Raw genomic sequence first — 4,190 nt, forward strand, 5'->3', positions numbered from 1 at the left:
GCCGGAGAACCTCGCCCACCTCGCCGCCGCAGGACCCGCAGCCCAAGAAGCCAGCAGCCTGCTGTCCCGCTGAACCCGTACCGATGAGGGGCCCCGGTTACGCACCGGGGCCCTTATTCGTCTCCAGGTCACCCGAACGTGGCACGCTATTCCCAAGAATCAGTAAAGTGATGGTGTGGCTTTAGTAACGGACATCCTCGACTGGTTGCAAGCACTCCCCCAGCCGGGCCTCGTCGCGGCAGCAGGCGGGCTCGTGCTGGCCGAGTGCACGATCGGCCTCGGCTTCATCGCTCCGGGCGAATCGGGCCTGCTGATCGCGGCGACCACGGCGACGTCCGTGCCCCGCTTCCTGACCCTGTGGGCGGTCGTCACCGTCTGCGCGGCGCTGGGCGATTCGATCGGGTACGCGCTCGGCCGGAGGTTCGGGCCGCGGCTGCGGGAAACGAAGCTCATCCGCACATACGGACTGGACGCCTGGGACAAGGCCGCCGGCGTTCTCGAACGCCGGGGCGCGTGGGCAGTGTTCTTCGCGCGGTTCCTGCCGGTGCTGCGCACCCTGACGCCGGCCGCGGCGGGAGCGTCGAACCTGCCGTTCCGCAAGTTCCTCCCCGCCACCGCCGCCGGCGCGTTCTGCTGGTCGCTCGTGCACATCAGCCTCGGTGCCGCGCTCGGCGAAGCGGCGAAGCAGGTCGAGAGCGCGATGAACACCGGGTTCCTCGTGGTGGCCGCGCTGGTCATCGGGGTGCTGGTGTTCTTCCTGCTGCGCATGAAGAAACGCAAGACCCTCGGCGTTTCCGCTTCGCCGGGCGAACAGCCGGAGGAGCCCGCCCGCACCGGCACTTGACCGAGCTCACCCGAAGTCACCCGCCCGGGAGCCGTTCGGCTGATTAGATTCGACCGTATGCAGGCACTAGACCTCCCGAAGCCGGTCGCGTTCGTCCTCGGCGGGGGCGGCAGTCTCGGCGCGCTGCAGGTGGGCATGCTGCAAGCCCTCGACGAAGCGGACATCACGCCGGATCTGGCGGTCGGCACGTCCGTCGGCTCGCTGAACGCCGCGGTGCTCTCGCTGGCCGGCGACGACCGGCTCCGGCGGCTCCGCGACATCTGGGCGCACATGACGAAAGCCGAGGCGTTCCCCGGCGGCGTGCTGAGCCAGGTCCGGACGCTCCGGCACAGCAAGACCCATCTGTTCCCGAACACCGGCCTCGCCAGGATCATCGACGACCACCTCGGCGCCGGCCGCCGGTTCGAGGACCTGGCGATGCCGCTGGGCGTCGTCACCACCGACGTCGACACCGCCGAGCCGGTCCTGCTCACCTCCGGTCCGCTGCAAGCACCGCTCCTGGCGAGCTGCGCGATCCCCGGCATCTATCCGCCAGTCCCTTACGAGGACCGTCTCCTCTACGACGGCGGACTGGTCGCCAACGTCCCGATGCGGCAGGCGTTGCGCATGGGCGCGAAGTCGCTGGTCGTCCTGGACTGCGCGTTCCCCGGCAAAATGCCCGGCGCACCCCGGACGTTCGCCGAGGTGATGATGTTCACCGCGATGATCAGCATGCGCAACCAGGCCGTCCTGGAAGCACCGGTCGCCGCTCGGACAGTGCCGGTGGTCTATCTGCCAGGCCCGGCACCGGTCCAGGTGAGCCCACTGGACTTCTCGCGCACCGACGATCTGGCGTCGCAGGCCTACCACGCCGCCCGGGACCACCTGAAGGAACTGACCGTCGACGGCCCCGGCCTCTACGGCGCTCCCGGATTGCTGCGCCCCTGATCCGCGCGACCCGGAATTCGCGAGCGTGATCCGCGTCACCCCAATGCACCGATCCGCCGGTCGGGGCGTCTTTCCGATCGCGTAGTTTTGCAGTTGAACCTGCCGGTCCTGGACCCTCACAAAAGAGACATCATGTTCCCGAAGAAGACATTTTTTCCGCTCGCCGGAATTCTCGCGGCGACCGTGCTGCTTTCCGCCTGTTCCTCCGGGGACGGCGGCAGCGATGCCGGCACGCCCGGTGCGCCGGGCGGGTCGAGCCAGACCGCGACACCGGCGACGGTGTCGATCGAACCGGCCAACGCGTCCGGGATCAGCCCGAGCACGCCGATCGTGGTGAAGGCGGCGAACGGGAAGCTCACGGACGTCACGGTCACGAGCGCCAAAGGCAAGACCGTCGCGGGCGAGTTCTCTCCGGACAAGCTCAGCTGGACGACCACCGAGGTCCTCGGCTACGGCGGCACGTACCAGGTGAAGGCGCATGCCCAGAACGCGGACGGGAAATCCGTCGAACAGCAGGGGCAGGTGACCACGCTGTCGCCGAAGAAGCAGGCGAACGCGAACCTGATCCCGGCCCCGAACGCGGTGAAGAGCGCGGGCGTCGGCGTCGGCCAGCCGATCGTGTTCAGCTTCGGCGTCGCGGTGAAGAACAAGGCCGCTGTGGAGAAGGCGCTCACCGTCGAGTCGTCGCCGAAGCAGGACGGCAGCTGGTATTGGATCGACGACAAGAACGTCCACTACCGGCCGAAGGAATACTGGAAGCCCGGCACCACGCTGACGGTCAACGCGAAGATTTACGGCGTCGATTTCGGAAATGGCGTGTACGGAGCGGACGATCGCACCGAAACGTACAAGGTGCACGATTCGTGGATCGCGAAAGCCGACGGCAACAGCGAACAGATGCAGATCTTCCACAACGGTTCGCTGGTGAAGTCGATGCCGATCTCGATGGGCAAGGACGCGACCCCCACCCACCTCGGCCCGCACGTCATCTCGGACAAGCAGGCGAACTACACGATGGACTCCTGCACCTACGGCGTGTGCCCGCCGGACCCGAAGGCGTACCGCTCGAACGAGAAGTTCTCGGAACGCATCTCGAACGACGGCGAGTTCGTCCACGAGAACCCGAACAGCGTCGGACAACAGGGCAGCTCCAACGTCTCGCACGGCTGCATCAACCTGAACGCCGCCAACGCGGAGTGGTTCTTCACCAACTTCGGCCTGGGGGACGTCGTAGAAGTCACCAACTCGGGCGGCCCGCAACTGCCGGTGTGGGACCTGTACGGCGACTGGTCCAAGTCCTGGACCGACTGGCAGAAAGGCTCGGCCCTGAAGTAGCCCAGCAGCCCGGTTGGGGCTGGTCAGGGTCAGGGTTGAGGCCGAGGTTCGACTGAACGGTTCGACAGAGAAGGGTGCCGGAGCTTTCTTGCTCCGGCACCCTTTTCGCTGCCCAGGGACCGGCGCGGTTCCCCGGAGCCCGCCAGCCTGCCGCAGGATGGACCGCGAAGCCGACACTCGCGCCCCGTTCTCCTTGCCCAGAGCCCCTGACGCGACGCGGATCGAGGAGCAAACCTGGCTCCCGCGGAACGGACCGCGGAGACGAAGCTCGCGCCGGAGCGCTGATTCCATCGCCGGTGCTCCTGGCAGGGTTGTCGTCGCCTCTACCCAACCACCGCGCGCGCTGCTGACAGGACCCAGCTCCGTCGTGCCAGTGCCACCCCACCCCATGCACTCCTGCCCTGCGGTCGAGGACCCTCACGTCTCGTGCCGCCCACCGCTGCCTGCGCTGCGGGCAGGATTCCGTCGTCCCGCGCCGCCCACTGCCTGCGCTGCGGGCAGGATTCCGTCGTCCCGCGCCGCCTACCGCCTGCGCTGCCGACAGAATTCCGTCGTCCCGCGCCGCCGTCGCATGCGAGGCGAGCAGGATCGATCTTGCCCGCCTCGTGCCGCCCACTGCCTGCACTGCCGACAGAGTTCCACCGTCCCGCGCCGCCGTCGCATGCGCTGCTCGGTGGGCCCGGTCTCCGCATGGCTGCCCGTTGCCTGCCTGGACCCATCGCCACGTGCCGCCCGTTGCCTGCGGTGGGGGCTGTGGCTTCCCCTCGCGTCGTCTCCCTGCCGCCGGCGCTGCGGGCTAGGTTCCGCTCCGCCCGTCTGCTCCCTGACGCTGACCGAGTTCCCTCGCATCGTCACCATGCTGCCAACTCCACAAGCCGGATGTCCTCGCATCCATGCGCACGACACGGAGACCTCTGCTGCTCATCCCCTCTCGCCGCATAGGCCCCTTGAAGTGATCGCCGCTACAGCGCGGTCCAGCGCGAGTCTCCGGGAGACTCGCAGAAATAGCTTGGGCATGGTGAAGGCCCGGGTCCCGTGCGGGGTTCCGGGCCTTGTTTTGTCCGTGACATGAGTCTGGGCCCCG

At 68.0% G+C, this 4,190-nt stretch carries 3 protein-coding genes and 1 pseudogene; all 4 read left to right on the top strand.

Features of this window, described 5'->3' with window-relative positions; genetic code table 11:
• Positions 1–73: pseudogene (locus tag A4R44_RS47670) on the top strand (lipoate synthase); the annotation flags it as partial.
• A 102-nt stretch (positions 74–175) separates the two neighbouring features.
• Positions 176–844, top strand: coding sequence for a DedA family protein (locus A4R44_RS45100; protein WP_067595791.1), 669 nt, complete (start codon positions 176–178; stop codon positions 842–844).
• Between the two features lie 57 nt (positions 845–901).
• Positions 902–1,771: a patatin-like phospholipase family protein gene (locus A4R44_RS45105; RefSeq protein WP_067595793.1), complete on the top strand. Its 870-nt coding sequence runs from the start codon at positions 902–904 to the stop codon at positions 1,769–1,771.
• Between the two features lie 132 nt (positions 1,772–1,903).
• On the top strand, positions 1,904–3,106 hold the full coding sequence (locus A4R44_RS45110) for an Ig-like domain-containing protein (protein ID WP_067595795.1): 1,203 nt from the start codon (positions 1,904–1,906) through the stop codon (positions 3,104–3,106).
• Positions 3,107–4,190: the final 1,084 nt, after the last annotated feature.

Origin of the sequence: Amycolatopsis sp. M39 (genome assembly GCF_001651785.1) — a bacterium.
Lineage (GTDB): Bacteria > Actinomycetota > Actinomycetes > Mycobacteriales > Pseudonocardiaceae > Amycolatopsis > Amycolatopsis rubida.

Bases quoted from the DNA above. Each gene is read 5' to 3' on its own strand.
- A4R44_RS45105 (WP_067595793.1), top strand. From the start codon at position 902: ATGCAGGCACTAGACCTCCCGAAGCCGGTCGCGTTCGTCCTCGGCGGG.
- A4R44_RS45110 (WP_067595795.1), top strand. From the start codon at position 1,904: ATGTTCCCGAAGAAGACATTTTTTCCGCTCGCCGGAATTCTCGCGGCG.